Annotated in this window: 12 protein-coding genes; 8 read left to right on the top strand and 4 right to left on the bottom strand. The window is 30.2% G+C overall.

Annotation, left to right across the window (positions count from 1 at the left end):
• Positions 1-85: 85 nt before the first annotated feature.
• The 7 genes from I0K12_RS07730 (at position 86) to I0K12_RS07700 (ending at position 6,877) form a co-directional block, all read left to right on the top strand.
• Positions 86-901, top strand: a complete 816-nt coding sequence (locus I0K12_RS07730; protein ID WP_196886781.1) for a 2,3,4,5-tetrahydropyridine-2,6-dicarboxylate N-succinyltransferase — start codon at positions 86-88, stop codon at positions 899-901.
• 76 nt (positions 902-977) lie between these two features.
• A complete protein-coding gene (locus tag I0K12_RS07725; RefSeq protein WP_196886780.1) occupies positions 978-1,853 on the top strand; it encodes a hypothetical protein in 876 nt (291 codons plus the stop codon).
• Positions 1,854-1,880: 27 nt separating this feature from the next.
• Complete coding sequence (locus I0K12_RS07720) at positions 1,881-2,996, top strand: glycosyltransferase family 4 protein (protein WP_196886779.1); 1,116 nt, start codon at positions 1,881-1,883, stop codon at positions 2,994-2,996.
• A 3-nt stretch (positions 2,997-2,999) separates the two neighbouring features.
• Complete coding sequence (locus I0K12_RS07715) at positions 3,000-4,103, top strand: glycosyltransferase (protein WP_196886778.1); 1,104 nt, start codon at positions 3,000-3,002, stop codon at positions 4,101-4,103.
• Complete coding sequence (locus I0K12_RS07710) at positions 4,103-4,867, top strand: glycosyltransferase family 2 protein (protein ID WP_196886776.1); 765 nt, start codon at positions 4,103-4,105, stop codon at positions 4,865-4,867. The genes I0K12_RS07715 and I0K12_RS07710 overlap by 1 nt, the downstream gene beginning before the upstream one ends.
• An 18-nt stretch (positions 4,868-4,885) precedes the next feature.
• Positions 4,886-5,443 (top strand): L-threonylcarbamoyladenylate synthase, encoded by a 558-nt coding sequence (locus tag I0K12_RS07705; RefSeq protein WP_196886774.1) that lies wholly within the window; start codon positions 4,886-4,888, stop codon positions 5,441-5,443.
• Between the two features lie 6 nt (positions 5,444-5,449).
• The gene (locus I0K12_RS07700) at positions 5,450-6,877 is read left to right on the top strand and encodes a CCA tRNA nucleotidyltransferase (RefSeq protein ID WP_196886773.1); all 1,428 of its coding nucleotides are present in this window, start codon (positions 5,450-5,452) and stop codon (positions 6,875-6,877) included.
• A 94-nt stretch (positions 6,878-6,971) separates the two neighbouring features.
• On the opposite strand, the gene I0K12_RS07695 is transcribed toward I0K12_RS07700, so the two are convergent.
• Positions 6,972-7,535, bottom strand: a complete 564-nt coding sequence (locus tag I0K12_RS07695) for an HdeD family acid-resistance protein (RefSeq protein ID WP_196886771.1) — start codon at positions 7,533-7,535, stop codon at positions 6,972-6,974.
• Between the two features lie 188 nt (positions 7,536-7,723).
• On the opposite strand from I0K12_RS07695, the gene I0K12_RS07690 reads away from it, so the two are divergent.
• Entirely contained in the window at positions 7,724-9,355 is a 1,632-nt protein-coding gene (locus I0K12_RS07690; protein ID WP_196886769.1) for an ABC-F family ATP-binding cassette domain-containing protein, read from the top strand.
• 53 nt (positions 9,356-9,408) lie between these two features.
• Here the strand turns inward: I0K12_RS07690 and I0K12_RS07685 are convergent, their stop codons facing one another.
• The 3 genes from I0K12_RS07685 to I0K12_RS07675 form a co-directional block, all read right to left on the bottom strand.
• The gene (locus I0K12_RS07685; RefSeq protein WP_196886767.1) at positions 9,409-9,792 is read right to left on the bottom strand and encodes a methylglyoxal synthase; all 384 of its coding nucleotides are present in this window, start codon (positions 9,790-9,792) and stop codon (positions 9,409-9,411) included.
• Positions 9,793-9,819: 27 nt separating this feature from the next.
• Positions 9,820-10,251 (bottom strand): hypothetical protein, encoded by a 432-nt coding sequence (locus tag I0K12_RS07680; RefSeq protein ID WP_196886764.1) that lies wholly within the window; start codon positions 10,249-10,251, stop codon positions 9,820-9,822.
• A gap of 179 nt (positions 10,252-10,430) precedes the next feature.
• Complete coding sequence (locus I0K12_RS07675; RefSeq protein ID WP_196886762.1) at positions 10,431-14,840, bottom strand: translocation/assembly module TamB domain-containing protein; 4,410 nt, start codon at positions 14,838-14,840, stop codon at positions 10,431-10,433.
• Positions 14,841-14,870: the final 30 nt, after the last annotated feature.

The raw sequence follows: 14,870 nt of genomic DNA, 5'->3' as shown, positions 1-14,870 counted from the left end.
CAAATTAATCAATTTGTTGCTTTTCCTTGACTTCTCTACTATTACAACTCATTTTTTTTATCTTTGCTTCAAATTAATATAACTGATGAAAAACTTACAGAACATTATTGAAAATGCTTGGGATAACAGAGAATTATTAAGTTCTACTGAGACTCAAGATGCTATCAGAAAAGTTATTGATTTATTAGATAGCGGAGAATTAAGAGTTGCGGAACCAAATGGTGATGATTGGCAAGTGAATGAATGGGTAAAAAAAGCTGTAGTTCTTTATTTCCCAATTCAAAAAATGGAAACTTTAGAAGCTGGAATTTTCGAATATCACGATAAAATTCCTTTAAAAACTAACTATAAAGAAAAAGGAATTCGTGTAGTTCCTAATGCTGTTGCAAGACATGGAGCTTATATTTCTTCTGGTACTATCTTAATGCCAAGTTATGTAAATATCGGAGCATATGTTTCTGAAGGAACAATGGTAGATACTTGGGCAACTGTAGGAAGTTGTGCGCAGATTGGTAAAAACGTTCACTTGAGTGGTGGAGTTGGAATTGGTGGAGTTTTAGAGCCTTTACAAGCTGCTCCAGTAATCATTGAAGATGATGCTTTTATCGGATCTAGATGTATCGTTGTTGAAGGAGTTCGTGTTGGAAAAGAAGCTGTTTTAGGAGCAAATGTAGTATTAACTGCTAGTACAAAAATTATTGACGTTACAGGAGACGAGCCAGTAGAAAGAAAAGGATATGTTCCTCCAAGATCTGTGGTAATTCCTGGAAGTTACACTAAGAAATTTGCTGCAGGAGAATACAACGTTCCTTGTGCTTTAATTATCGGAACTCGTAAAGAGTCAACAAACAAAAAAACTTCGCTAAATGATGCTCTTCGTGAGTATGATGTAGCTGTATAAACTAAAAATCATATGACAGGTTTGAGCTGACCACTCAAGCCTGTTTTTTTAAACTAACCTCACAGACTGACTAACCATGAATTTAATGTTTTTAACCTTTGGAGACAATCTAAAGAATCATGCACAAGCTTGCTTTGCAATTTTATCTTTTCTTTCTAAAAATGAAGGAATCGTTGATAAAATTTATATGTTCACTGACAGACCTGATTTTTATGAATTCTTCGGAGATAGAGTTCAATGTATTAAAATCACAAAAGAAACTCTTACGGAATGGGAAGGAGAACATCAGTTCTTCTGGAGAGTAAAAATTAAAGCTGTTGAACATTTGGTGAATTTAGATCCAAATAGTCACATTCTTTATTTAGATTCAGATACTTTTAAATATAAATCAATTTCTAAATTGAAAGATCTTTTAGACAACAATCAAGGAATCATGCACAAAAAAGAAGGTGCTTTATCTGATTTGACAACAAAAACAGAAAAAATGATGTTGAAACAGATGAAAAACAAAACTTTTGCAGGAATTACGATTGATGGTAAAAGCGAAATGTGGAATGCAGGAACTATTGGTGTTCCAAAAGGGAAAAATCGTGAGATTGTTGAAAAATCTTTAAGTCTTTGTGATGAAATGTGTGCTGCTGGTGTTACTAGAAGATTGATTGAACAATTTTCTTTTTCAGTTGCAACAAAAGAAATTTGCGGTCTGACGCCAGCCGAAGAACAAATAGGACATTATTGGGGAAATAAATCAGAATGGAATGAAATGATTAGTGGATTTTTCACAAATGTTGCGTTAAGCAATTTAGATCTTAATGCTACAATTGAAAAGTTTAAAGAAATTAATTTAATTGAAATCCCAATCATTAAGCAGCGTAAAAACACGCAAGTTAGACTAGAAAGATTACTTTCTAAAGCATTTAAATACAGAAATTTCGAAAAAATTGAAGCATAAAACTTCAATATTCAAAAGGATAATTATATGAAAATAGGCTTTGATGCAAAACGCATTTTTCATAATGCAACTGGACTAGGAAACTATAGTAGAGATGCTGTAAGGATTTTGAGTGAATTCTATTCAGATAATCAATATGTACTTTATAATCCGAAAGAAGGAAGAGTTAAACGTTTTAAACAAAATAAAACAAATACGGAAGTGAAGTTTCCGGAAGCTCCTATTTGGAAAAAACTTTCTTCTGTTTGGCGTCAAGGTCCAATTGTGAAACAACTTCAGAAAGATGGAATCGAAATTTTCCATGGACTTTCCAATGAAATTCCTAAAGGTTTAGAGAAAACTTCTATCAAATCTGTTGTTACAATTCATGACTTAATTTTCATTCGTTATCCTCACTTATACAAATATTTTGACAGAAAAATTCACTATAAAAAATTCAAATATGCTGCTGAAAATGCAGATATTGTAATTGCTATTAGTGAACAAACAAAACAAGATATTATGCATTATTTTGGTATTCCAGAAGAGAAAATCGAAATTGTGTATCAAGGTTGTAGTAATGTTTTCAAAGAAGAATTTTCGGAGGAAGAAACATCTGAAATTCGAAAAACATACAATCTTCCAGAACAGTTTGTACTTTCTGTTGGAACAATTGAAGAAAGAAAAAATCTTCTTACCGTTGTAAAAGCTCTTAAAGGAACAGATATTCCTTTGGTTGTGGTAGGAAAACAAACTGCTTATTATGATAAAGTTGTTTCTTTTATCGAAGAAAACAATATGCAAAATCAAGTTATTTTCTTAAAAGATTTGACTTTAAGAACGATTGCAGGATTGTATCAAATGGCAACAATTTTTGTCTATCCGAGTATTTTCGAAGGATTTGGAATTCCGGTTATCGAAGCCCTTTATAGCAAAACTCCAGTAATTACGAGTAATGTAAGCTGTCTTCCTGAAGCTGCAGGTCCACATTCTATTTTAATTGACCCTACAAGTGAAACTCAGATGAAAGATACTGTTTTAGATTTATGGAACAATGAAGAAAAAAGAAAAGAAATTGTAGAAAAAAGTCATGTATTTGTACAAAAATTCAATGACGAAGAAGTAGCGAAAAATTTGTTTAATGTGTATCAAAAACTAAAATAAAAGATGAAAACAATCTGTTTTTTTAATTCGACGAAAGCTTGGGGTGGTGGAGAAAAATGGCATTTTGATATTGCATTAGAATTACATAAAAATAACTTTCCAGTTCTTGTAATTGTTAGAGATCAAAGTGCTCTTCATAAAAGACTACAAAAAACTACGGTTCCTGTTGAAACAATTAAAGTAGAGAATTTAAGTTATTTAAATCCTTTAAAGGTTTCTAAAGCAGCTAAACTTTTTGAAAAACATCAATTATCTGCTATTATCATGAATTCTTCTGAAGACATGAAATTTGCTGGATTGGCAGCAAAAAAAGCAGGAATTAATCATATTATTTATAGAAGAGGAAGTGCTATTCCGATTAAAAATACTTTTATAAATAGATACTTTTTTGGTAATGTGTTAACATCGATTTTAGCAAATTCTCATGCTACGAAAAAAACCATTGTTCAAAACAATGCAGACATGTTTCCTTTAGAAAAAATCACAGTAATTCCAAACGGAATTGAAACAAAAACTTTCTTAGAAACTTCTTTCGAACCTGTATATTCTAAAACGGATTCTGATGAATTTGTAATAGGAAATTTAGGTCGTTTGGTTTATCAAAAAAATCAATCTTTTCTAATTGATGTTGCGAGAGAATTGAAAAACCGTCAATTCAATTTTAAATTGGTAATTGGAGGAAGTGGAAAACTTTTAAAAGAACTTCAAGAAAAAACACAAAAATTAGATGTTACTGACAAAGTAGTTTTTGCTGGTTTTATCAAAAATCCAAAAGATCTTTATAGCTCAATTGACGTTTTTATGCTTTCTTCTTTTTGGGAAGGATTTGGTTATGTAATTGCGGAATCTATGCTTTGCGAAAAACCTGTTGTTGCTTTTGATGTAAGCAGTAATCCTGAATTGGTGAAAGATAATGTAAACGGATATTTAACGGAAGAAAATGATGTAAATGCAGTTTGTGATAAAATCATTTCTTTAAAAGAAAATCCAAAAACCTATAAAGAATTTAGCCAAAACGGAAAACAAATGATTGTTGAGGAATTTGATATCCGAATTACTGTAAACCGAGTTAAAGATTATTTAGTTTCATTAATAAACGAAAAATAATGTCTAATAAATTATCCGTTCTTATCATTACAAAAAATGAAGAAGAACATATGAAACCTCTTCTTTCTTCTATTGATTTTGCTGATGAAATTGTAGTTTTAGATTCCTATAGTACTGATAAAACTACAGAAATAGCAGAAGAAATGGGAGCTAAAGTCTTGTATCGAAAATTTGATTATCATGCTGCTCAGAAAAATTGGGGCTTAGAACAATTGAAAAATGATTGGGTTTTAATTGTGGATGCAGATGAAAGAATTCCTGAAGATTTAAAATCAGAAATTAAATCTATTTTAAACCAAAATGAAATAAAAGAAAAAGCTTTTTGGATTAAAAGAATCAATTATTTGATGGATTGTAAAGTGCAATATTCTGGTTGGCAAAATGATAAAGTAATTCGTCTTTTTGATAGAAAGCATTGTAAATACAATGACAAATTAGTTCATGAAGAAATTGAAACTACCGAAAAAATTGGGGTTTTAAAACAAAAATTAGAACATTATACATACAAAGATTTTAAAACTTATTTCGAAAAATTTCAGAAATACAGTACGCAAAAAGCTTTAATTAAATTTAAAAAAGGAAAAAAAGCTGGTTTGTTTGAACTTCTAATAAAACCTGGATTTAAGTTTTTCCAAAGATATATTATGAAGCTTGGAATTCTAGATGGAAAAATTGGTGTAGTAGTTTGTTCAATGGCTGCATTTCACGATTTTTTAGTGTATCTTAAAATGTGGCGAATGCAAAATGGTGAAAAATTAGATTAATCTAAATTGAAAGGAAAAATGAAGCAAGAAATTCAAAATACAATTGAAGCTATTGAAAAAGATAAAGTAATTCTTTACCCAACAGACACAATTTGGGGAATTGGATGTGATGCTACTTGCGAAAAAGCTGTACAACGTATTTATGAAATCAAAAATCGTGTTGCTACAAAAAGTATGATTATTTTGGTTTCGGATGTTGAAATGTTGAAGAATTATGTAGAATACGTTCCTGAAAAAGCTATTGAAATAATTAAAAACCAAACGAGACCTACAACAATCATTTATGAAGGAGCTAAAAATTTGGCTAAAAACGTAGTTTCTTCAGACGGAACAATTGCAATTCGTGTGGTAGATAATGAATTTTGTAAAGAGTTAATTCGCACTTATAAAAAGCCAATTGTTTCTACCTCTGCAAATTTGAGTGGAGAACCTTCTCCAACTTCTTTTAAAGAAATTTCCAATGCAATTTTGGATAACGTTGACTATATAGTAAATTTGCACCGTGAAAAAATTTCCACAGTTGCCTCTAAAATCATAAAAATAAGTGGTGAGGAAATTATCGTAATACGAGAATAACACTAAATGGAAGATATTAAAAATTATAAAGAAGCTTTAAAAGCTCCTGTTTTTAAATACATTACACAGGCTGCCGAAGAACTAAAAGTGGATACTTTTGTGATTGGAGGTTTTGTTCGTGATTTTATTTTAAAAAGAGGAAATGCTAAAGATATTGATGTTGTAGCGGTTGGAAGCGGAATCGAATTAGCTAAAAAAGTTGCTTCTTTACTACCAAACAAACCTAAAGTTCAAGTTTTTAAAACTTACGGAACTGCTATGCTTCGTTTTCAGGACATGGAAATTGAGTTTGTTGGTGCTAGAAAAGAGTCATACACAGAAGATAGTAGAAATCCGAAAGTAGAATCTGGATCGTTGCAAGATGATCAGAACAGAAGAGATTTTACGATAAATGCTTTAGCTTTAAGCTTAAATGAAGCTAATTTTGGAGATTTATTAGATCCGTTCAACGGAATCAGCGATTTAGAATCAAAGATAATTCGTACACCTTTAGATCCAGATATTACTTATTCTGATGATCCTTTACGAATGATGCGTGCTATTCGTTTTGCTACACAATTAGGTTTTACAATTGAAGAAAAATCTCTAGAAGCAATCACAAGAAACGCTGAGAGAATTGATATTATTACAAGAGAAAGAATTGTTGTAGAAATCAACAAAATCATGCTTTCTCCTGTTCCTTCGACTGGTTTTGTGCTTTTATATAAAACAAAACTTTTAGAACGTTTTATGCCAGAACTTACAGCACTTCAAGGTGTGGAAGATGTGGAAGGACAAAAACATAAAGATAATTTTTATCACACATTAGAAGTTGTGGATAATATTTCTGAAAACACGGATGATTTATGGCTTCGTTGGGCTGCTTTACTTCATGATATTGGAAAAGCTCCTACGAAAAAATTCAGCAAAAAAGTTGGATGGACTTTCCATGGTCATGAGTTTGTTGGTTCAAAAATGGTTTACAAATTATTCAAAAGACTTCGTATGCCATTGAACAATAAAATGAAATTGGTACAGAAATTAGTGATGCTAAGTTCTAGACCAATTGTATTAGCACAAGAAGTTACAGATTCTGCAATTCGTAGATTGGTTTTTGATGCTGGAGAAGATATTGATAGCTTAATGATTTTATGTGAAGCAGATATCACCACTAAAAACCCAAAGAAGTTCAAGAAATATCATAATAACTTCAAGATTGTTCGTGATAAAATCAAAGAAGTAGAAGAAAGAGATCGTGTTCGTAATTTCCAACCTCCTATCTCTGGAGAATTAATTATGGAAACTTTCAAATTAAAACCTTGTAGAGAAATTGGTCTGATTAAAGATAGAATCAAAGAAGCCATTCTAGAAGGCGAAATTCAAAACGAATATGAACAAGCTTACGACTTAATGTTGAAACTTGGAAAAGAATATAATTTAAAAGCACAGAATTAAAACTGTGCTTTTTTTATTTTTAGTCCAAAAAAAAGGATGTTCCTCCGAAGAGAAAACACCCTTATTATGAAAAAAAAATTACTCTCAAATTTTACTATGAATGATGTTTATGATCATCTTTCATTTTCTTAAGTTCTAATCCCCAAATCATATTTGCAAAACCGAAAATGATTGCAAATGCTCCGATTAGAACCGTAATTGTCAAAGATTCTTTCAGTGGATTTGTAATGATAACAATTGCTACAAAACAAGTTAAAACTCCACCTAGAAACATAATCAGCCAATTGAACTTACTTTCTTTCCGAAAACGAAACGCATTCCATATTAATGTTATCGCTCCGAAAAGCGCCCATACTCCGATAAAAACTGTAAATAATGAGGCTGTTGCAACTGTGGTTGCGTAAGGATAAGCTAGCACCATGACTCCGAATAAAATATCGACGATACTTATAAAAAGTGTCCAAGTCCAATATTTTCTTCTTGTGTTTGATAAGGACATCACGATTAAAAAAATTCCCGATGTTAAAGCTACCAAACCAGCATAAAGCACTAAAACTAAAACTGCTTCTTGGGGATTTGCTACTGCAAACATTCCAAACAAAATCAGAATCAATCCTCTCAACGTCACCATCCACCAGTTTTTAAAAAAACTCTCCATATATGACTGATTTTTAAGAACTTTACTAAAATTACCAATTTTGATTTTGAATTAAAAATGATACTGTGAATAATTATAGATTTTAACATATATTTTTCTTTTTTACTTAATTATTTCAAAATAAAAAGAGAGTTTTCTGCTTCCGTTTCCTTTTGTCTATATTTGCAAAAAATTTTAAAATTCTAAGAATGATTTCAATTGATGCTCTTGCAGTAGAATTTAGTGGAACTACGCTTTTTAGTAATGTTTCATTTGTAGTTAACCCTAATGATAAAATAGCTCTTATGGGGAAAAATGGAGCTGGAAAATCCACTTTAATGAAAATTATTGCTGGAATACAAAAACCTACAAAAGGAAATGTTTCCTATCCAAAAGATACTGTAATTGCATATTTACCTCAGCATCTTTTAACAGAAGATAATTGTACAGTGAGAGAAGAAGCTGCTAAAGCTTTTGCTTCTATTTTTGCTATGCGTGATGAAATTGAATCTTTGAACAAAGAACTAGAAACTAGAACAGATTATGAGTCGGATAGTTACATGAAAGTAATTGAGCGTGTTTCTGATTTAAGTGAAAAGTTTTATGCGATTGAAGAAATAAATTATGATGCTGAAGTAGAAAAAGCTTTAGCTGGTTTAGGTTTCGAAAGAGAAGATTACGACAAACCTACAAGTGAATTTAGTGGAGGATGGAGAATGCGTATTGAATTGGCGAAAATTCTTCTTCAAAAACCAGATTTAATCTTGATGGATGAGCCAACAAACCACTTAGATATCGAATCTGTTCATTGGTTAGAAGATTTCTTACTGCATCAAGCAAATGCTGTAATTGTAATTTCGCACGATAGAGCTTTCGTAGATAATATTACAAACAGAACAATTGAGGTGACAATGGGTAGAATTTACGATTATAAAGTAAATTACACACATTATTTAGAACTTAGAAAAGAAAGAAGAGAGCAACAACAAAAAGCTTACGAAGAGCAACAAAAATTTATTGCTGAAACACAAACTTTCATCGATCGATTTAAAGGGACGTATTCTAAAACGCTACAAGTACAGTCCAGAGTAAAAATGTTAGAGAAATTGGATATTATTGAAGTGGATGAAGTAGATACTTCCGCTTTAAAATTAAAGTTTCCTCCCGCTCCACGTTCAGGAAAATACCCTGTTACTGCTTCGGATGTTGCAAAAACATATGATGATTATTTAGTTTTCTCAGATGCTTCAATGGCAATCGAAAGAGGACAAAAAGTTGCGTTTGTAGGAAAAAATGGAGCTGGAAAATCTACTTTGGTAAAAGCCATCATGAATGAAATTCCTGTAGAAGGAAATCTTGAAATTGGTCATAATGTAAAAGTTGGATATTTTGCACAAAATCAAGCTTCACTTTTAGATGAAAGTTTAACAATTTTCCAAACTATTGATCAGATTGCTGAAGGAGATATCAGAAATCAAATTAAGAATTTACTTGGAGCTTTCATGTTTGGAGGAGATGATTCTCAGAAAAAAGTAAAAGTTCTTTCTGGAGGAGAAAAAACTCGTTTAGCTTTATTAAAATTATTATTAGAACCCGTAAATCTTTTAATTCTGGATGAGCCAACAAACCATTTAGATTTAAGAACAAAAGATATTTTAAAACAAGCTTTATTAGATTTTGATGGAACTTTGATTTTAGTTTCACATGATCGTGATTTCTTAAGCGGATTAGCTGATAAAGTTTTCGAATTTGGAAACCAGCAAATCAAGGAACACTTCGAAGGAATTGATGCTTTCTTAGAAGCAAAAAAGATGGAGAATTTAAGAGAAATTGAAAAATAAATTTCAAGCATAAAAAGAAACAGGTTATCCGTAAAAAGATAACCTGTTTTGTTTTATGATATTTTCTCTCCAAAAACTGCTTTCATAATCAAATTTGCCGTAGAAAGATTTGTTGCTAAAGGAACATCGTGTACATCACAAAGTCGCATAAGCATTGAGATATCTGGCTCATGCGGATGTTTTGCTAGCGGATCTCTAAAAAAGAAAACCAACTTTGTTTTTCCTTCTGCTACTCTTCCTGCAATCTGTGCATCTCCACCTCTTGGTCCTGATAAAAACCTTGTTACATTTGAAAATCCAGCTTGAATTGCTTTAGATCCTGTAGTTCCTGTCGCTATTAAATGAACATCGTTTTTTAGAATTATTTCTTTATGATTCATCAAAAACTGTATCATTTCTGCTTTCTTTCCGTCATGTGCAATTACTGCTATTTCCATATTCTTCTTTTTAGTTTTAGTCTAAAATTAATTTCTTCTGTAGTAATACGTATAAGTAAACTCTCCTTCGTCATTCACGACATTTACAGCATAACTAAAATAGTCTATCGTATCAAAATTTACGAAAACACTTTGTCCTGAAGCATCCACAAAACCAAGAGAATAATAAGAATCTCCATGATCTAGCCAATTACTTTCAATTACTTCATTTTCTTCACATACACCGTTTATGCTTACAAATTCTGTTACATAAACTGTTTTATTTTTAGAAAAATTTAATTGATTCAACTCTTGGCAATTTGGAGAAGTTTCATATCCATTTACACTTGTTTTATAAAGTTCCCATTTTCCTAAAATCGAATCTTCTAAAGAATCGTCACTAGTACAACTTTGTAACAAAAATATACTTATAAGTAGAAATATTTTTGCTAAACCCCCAACGTCATTTAATTTAGTCATAATAATCGAACTATTTTTATTTATATTCAACACCTTATCATTACATTTCCCGATAAATAAAAAAACACACTTAATTTCTAAGTGTGTTTCTATTGTATAATTTACGATTTTTTATTCTTAATATCTATTTTTTTAACAATTTAAAAATTATCAAAAACAAATAATCTTTTTTCTATCATTTATTCAAAATTCAAAATAGGATTATTATGTAAATCCGGATCTACTGGTTTATTTTTATCTTTTTTCTTCTTCTTTTTCTTCTTTTTCTTTTTCTGTTTTGTAGAATCCTTTGCTTTGGCCAATTTCAATTTCTTTAATAATTCTCTTCCTGTATTAAAATCTACCGTATAAGTCAATCCTGCTCCTTGCGTATAACCTTCTTCTTCTTCGTATTGAATTTCATTTTGCCTATTGAAAACTGTAGCTCTAAAACTTCCATCTTCATTTAAAAGAAATTCTACTTTTAGCTCACCAATTACAGTCGTTTCTCTTCTAGATTCTACAGGAACCCCAACTTTACCATTAATAATAATTTTATCATTAATTTGTGTTTGAAGAGAAATACCTAACTGATCTTCAATAATTCGATCAATATCTCCTGTGTCGTCTCCAGCTGTATATTCAATTCCGATTTTTACTTTCTCATCTCCATTATTTAAAATATTGGTTAAAATACTTGATAAAATATCATAACCTGTAGATGTCAATGTTCCATTTACCCCAAAATTATCTTCATCAAAGAAACTTCCTGTAATCAATAACGAGATAAACTGTCGTAGCTTATTATTTGGGTCATTATCATTCAATTTAAAAGCTAACTCAGAAGAAACAACCGAACTTGAATTCGGAATTTGAATATCAAACTCTTTTGTAGAATCAAATAATTTTCCAGAGAATCTTGTTATCAAATCAATCGGAACTTTTCTGGCTGTATTAATATTTTCAAGAAGCGGCTGCGGATTTGCAAGTACTCGATAAATTGCTTCAATATTAATTTCTGCATCTAAAGGATTTCCACTCCATGAAATCGTTCCTCCTTTTTGCACCTCAAACGGTTTATTGATTACTCCTCCATAAATTAAATTATAAACTCCTTTTTCTACAGTAAAATCTCCATACATATTGAATTTACCATTAGTATTGATTTCAATTTGAAGATTCCCTGTTCCACTTCCTTTTAAAGTACTTCCAGAAGATTGATCTAAAATCATTTCTACCTCAGCATCTTTTGTAATTTCTAAATTAAAATTCAGCGAAGTTCCTTTTAAACTTTCAATTAAAATTTCATTTTGTTTTTCTGCAGATTTATTAGATTCTTCATCCGTAGTAAACACTAATAAATTAGAAGCACTTACAGTTTTCACATCACTTACTGGAATTACGAAATTCGTTCCTGGCATCGTTTTTCCATTTACATTAATCTCAAGGTTATCAACTTTTCCTACAATCTGAGCATTCCCATCCAAATAACCAGTTCCGTAATATCTACTATCTTCTTGTGGTTTCGTATCTAAAACTAATAAGTTTGGAGTTTGTATATGTAAATTCAAATCCCAATCTTTAAATTTTTGATGACTTACCGTTCCGTATAATTCTCCTTTCGTTCCTTTTTTGGTATCTTTTAATCTTACATCTTGAATATCTATCGTTTGATTATAAAACTCAATTACCGATGTTCCTTGAAAATCATAATCAACACCGAGATATTCCATTTTTGCTCCAGCTTTATCTAAAAATAATCCTCCATTAATATCTGGATTTTCTAAAGGTCCGTGGATTTCTAGATTTGTATATGCTTCTCCTCTAATATTTGAAATAATTTTATTTCCAAAAGGCTTTAAAGCAATCAGATTAAATTTATTCAGCTGTAAATTCAAATCAATTTCTGGCTTTTCTGGTTCAAAATCCAGATGTCCTCTCGCACTGAAACTATCATATCCTCCAGCATCAATTTTTGCATTAACTTCGTATTTCTTAAATGAATTCTGTCCTGTAATATTTACATTTACATTTCCTTGAATTGTATCATTTATCTCAAAATTATCAATAGTAATATCTGCTTGAGGGATAATTTCTTTGTTCGATTTTTTATAAGAAACTTCTCCATTCAATACTCCTGCTAACTTCATGAATTTAGACTTTGGAGTAATATTTTCCAGATGAACATTATTAAAATTAAAATTCAAGTCTTGTTCTTTTGAATCTTTTATTTGTCCAAAAAATTCTAACAACTGATTTCCAGATTCAATTTGAAACTTCTTAAAATCAAAAGTTTCCATTGCCAAATCAAAAATCACTTTATTTTCTTTATCCGAATTTGGATTGATTAACCATTTTCGATCGTTAAACTTGAAATTCGATTTTTCAAAACCTATTACCGAATTATTGTTTTCATCTATCGTATGATAGAAAGATAAATTATACTTCTCTGTATTATTTTTCCCTCCCTTAAATCCTGTTCTAAAAAATAAAGTATCATTTAATATTTTATTTACTAGGTTTAAATTTGAAATGTCGTAATACTTGGAATCCACGCTTTTTACAGCCAATTGTGTATTATAAAGCGGATTATTACTATCTAATTGAAACCTGACGGAAGTAATCAAATTATCATAAATATCCAGACTTGGAGAATCTAACGAAAGTTGAATTAAATCTTTATCTTCATCAATAGTTCCTTTTAAAACTGTTTTTGGTGCAATTTTAATTTTAGGAAAAAATACCTCAACAATCTGACTATGAATATTAAAATTAAAATCTAAATATTGTCCTTTTTTTACATCATAAGGTTTGAAATTTGTGTATTTACTTCCCAAAGTATTAATCAATAAATGAGGTAAATCTTTGAAAAAATAATGACCTTTCATTCTACCATCAATAATATCTGGAGAATTAATCGTAATCGTCCTTGTACTATCTTGAAGTGTAGAAGAAACCTCAAAATCTTTAAACGTATAAGAATCATAACTACTTTTATAGAAAGAATTGGTAAACCTCACCGTTCCTTGCATATTTTCAACAGAATTCCCTTCTACATTTATTGCGATATCTCCACGAATTTCTGAAATAGAATCTCTTGTAAAAAGATGTAATTTATTAAAATCCGCATGCTCTACTTCTGCTTTAAAATCGTATTTATAAACTTTTAAAGACAAATCTGCCTGACCATTAAACTTCATTTTAAAATTAGGATCATTCACATTTAATTTTCCAATAAAAACACGTTTTTTAAACTCTCCATCAATCTTGATATTTTGATACATATAACCAAGATATTCGTGTTTTGTAATTTTCCCTTCAATAGAAGTGTCTAAATCTTCAATCGTAAATCCTTTTCCGTCTACATCTGCATCTAAAGAAATTTGACCAATTTTTGGATCATTAACTACTTTTCCAAGTTCAAAATCTTTAACCTTAATTCTACCTTTATAAGAAGCATCATCAATATGTCTGATATTTGAAATCATCAATTCAGAATCAATTTCTCCAATTTCTGTTTGTAATACAATATCAAGACCTATGTATTCTCTCGTAATATCTGCTTCCCCATTTACTTCAAAAAATCCTAAATCCTGAAAAACTGTAGGTAATTTTTCTCCAAGAATTTGTGGTAAAAGGTTTTTCAAATTATCGTAATTCGAAGCAACATGCTTCATATCTGCAATAATCTTAAAGTTTCTTTCTTTGTTAAAAATTCCTTTAAAATGAAAATCTCCATCAATTATAGTTCCTCTATCCGAATTTAAAATCAGTTTAGTAGCAAACAAATTATTTAGAGTTCCATTTAATTTTGAAGAAAAATGAATGTTATCATCTTTACCTAATTCTCCATAAAGTTTATTTAAATCAATCAACGAAAGATTCGAATTCATCACATCTGCTTTGATGTTTACTTTATTGACAAAATCTTTTAAATCCTCTTTTTTATAAGAAAAAATAATATCTGTATGAATATCGGAAGTTTCTGTAGCAATCGTCGTATTTTCAAATAGCATATTTTCATTGGTGTAAGTAAAATCTGTCGTCAGATTTTTCACATCCAATCGATCATTTTCATACACTGCAACATTTCTCAAATTACCATAAACATTAGAACCTTCTACTTTAAAATCATTGATATCTCCCGTAATTTTATTAAAAGTCAAAGGTTTATTTTCTGAATTTAAATCTTGAATACGAACATTTCCGTTATAAAGTGAAATATTGGTAAACGAAAGTTCAAATTGAGAAGTCGAATCTTTTGGCTTATCCGAACTGAAAGCATCTACAAATTTCTGCAAATTTGATTCTGATTCTCCTTTATATGTTGTCATATAAAAATATGCGCCACTTAAATCTACTTCTTCAAAATTTAACTTACTATTCAGAATATTTCGATAACTCATCACTGTAGTTTTCAACTCTGAAACATGAATCAGTGTATCTTGATGATGATCATCTATTTGTATATTTTTGAATTTTACACTCCCTAAAAGTGATAAATCTATTTTTTCTATAACAATACTAACTCCATATTTGGAATCTAGAAAATTTGAAGCTTTTTTTCCCAGGAAAGTCTGCACAGCAGGAATTGCTAATAAAATACTCAAAAGCAAAAGAAAAAGGATAAGTCCTTTTAA

The sequence above is a fragment of the Aureivirga sp. CE67 genome, from assembly GCF_015767245.1.
GTDB lineage: Bacteria > Bacteroidota > Bacteroidia > Flavobacteriales > Flavobacteriaceae > Aureivirga.
This window is presented reverse-complemented; position numbering and strand designations above follow the sequence as displayed.

What these genes read in the sequence shown, in the direction of transcription:
- I0K12_RS07730 (WP_196886781.1), top strand. Translation starts at nt 86, where the DNA reads ATGAAAAACTTACAGAACATTATTGAAAATGCTTGGGATAACAGAGAA.
- I0K12_RS07725 (WP_196886780.1), top strand. Translation starts at nt 978, where the DNA reads ATGAATTTAATGTTTTTAACCTTTGGAGACAATCTAAAGAATCATGCA.
- I0K12_RS07720 (WP_196886779.1), top strand. Translation starts at nt 1,881, where the DNA reads ATGAAAATAGGCTTTGATGCAAAACGCATTTTTCATAATGCAACTGGA.
- I0K12_RS07715 (WP_196886778.1), top strand. Translation starts at nt 3,000, where the DNA reads ATGAAAACAATCTGTTTTTTTAATTCGACGAAAGCTTGGGGTGGTGGA.
- I0K12_RS07710 (WP_196886776.1), top strand. Translation starts at nt 4,103, where the DNA reads ATGTCTAATAAATTATCCGTTCTTATCATTACAAAAAATGAAGAAGAA.
- I0K12_RS07705 (WP_196886774.1), top strand. Translation starts at nt 4,886, where the DNA reads ATGAAGCAAGAAATTCAAAATACAATTGAAGCTATTGAAAAAGATAAA.
- I0K12_RS07700 (WP_196886773.1), top strand. Translation starts at nt 5,450, where the DNA reads ATGGAAGATATTAAAAATTATAAAGAAGCTTTAAAAGCTCCTGTTTTT.
- I0K12_RS07695 (WP_196886771.1), bottom strand. Translation starts at nt 7,535, where the DNA reads ATGGAGAGTTTTTTTAAAAACTGGTGGATGGTGACGTTGAGAGGATTG.
- I0K12_RS07690 (WP_196886769.1), top strand. Translation starts at nt 7,724, where the DNA reads ATGATTTCAATTGATGCTCTTGCAGTAGAATTTAGTGGAACTACGCTT.
- I0K12_RS07685 (WP_196886767.1), bottom strand. Translation starts at nt 9,792, where the DNA reads ATGGAAATAGCAGTAATTGCACATGACGGAAAGAAAGCAGAAATGATA.
- I0K12_RS07680 (WP_196886764.1), bottom strand. Translation starts at nt 10,251, where the DNA reads ATGACTAAATTAAATGACGTTGGGGGTTTAGCAAAAATATTTCTACTT.